The following is a 955-nucleotide window of genomic DNA, read 5'->3' as shown; positions in this document are numbered from 1 at the left end:
GGCCGCCAACCTGCGCGCCGCGCTGGAGGAGGCGCCCCCGGCGGACGCCGCCCGGCTGGCCGCCGCGCTGACCTGGTGGTGGCTGCTGCGCGGGCGCTTCCACGAGGCCCGCGGCGTGCTGGCCGAGCACGCCCCCGGAAGCCTGTTCCACACCGCGTTCGCGCTGCTCACCGGCGACCACGGCGCGACCGCCGAGCCGCGCGGCCGCGGACGCGCCGTCTGGCTGTACGCGTACGCGCTGTTCCACGCCGGACGCGCCGCCGCGAGCCGCGAGGCGAACGCGCGGGCGCGGGAGCTGTTCGCCGAGGCGGACGACCGGTGGGGGACCGCCGCCGCGCTCGCGCTGCGCGCCATGCACGCGATGAACGCCGGTGCTCTCGCCGAGGTCGCCGACGCCGGCGGACGGGCCGCCGCGATCTTCCGGGACCTCGGCGACCAGTGGGGCGAGCTGCAGACCGTCCCGCCGCTGGCGGTGCTGGCCGAGGTGCGCGGCGACTACGCGGAGGCCGAGCGGCTCCAGGCGGGCGGCCTGCGGATCGCCCGCGACCTCGGGCTGCGCGCCGAGGAGTCCGAGCGGCTGTCCGGGCTCGGCCGCCTGGCGCTGCTCGCCCGCGACTGGGACCGGGCCCGCGACCTGCACGAACGCGCGCACCGGCTGGCCGCCGAGCAGGGCTACCGGTACAGCGAGGTGTACGCGCTGATGGGGCTGGCGCTCGGCGCCCGCCGCCGCGGCGACCTCGACGCCGCCGAACGGCACCTGCGGACCCTGCGCGCCGGGTACGAGTCGTCCGCGCTGGGCGAGCACCTGATGGCCGCCGAGGAGGGGTTCATCGCCGAGCTGCGCGGCGACGCCGCCACGGCCCTCGCCCGCCACCGCGCCGGGCTGGAGATCGCCGTCGGGCTGGCCGAGCCGCGCGCGCTCGCGCTGTCCCTGGAGGGCCTGGCGGGCGCGTCG

1 pseudogene is annotated in these 955 nt (G+C 79.6%); it reads left to right on the top strand.

Annotated elements, in window-relative coordinates:
* Positions 1-955: pseudogene (locus tag DZF91_RS40110) on the top strand (AfsR/SARP family transcriptional regulator); the annotation flags it as partial.

The sequence above is a fragment of the Actinomadura logoneensis genome (assembly GCF_003428695.1).
Classification (GTDB): domain Bacteria; phylum Actinomycetota; class Actinomycetes; order Streptosporangiales; family Streptosporangiaceae; genus Spirillospora; species Spirillospora logoneensis.
Note: the sequence above shows the minus strand (reverse complement) of the source record. Positions and strands in the feature narration are given on the sequence as shown.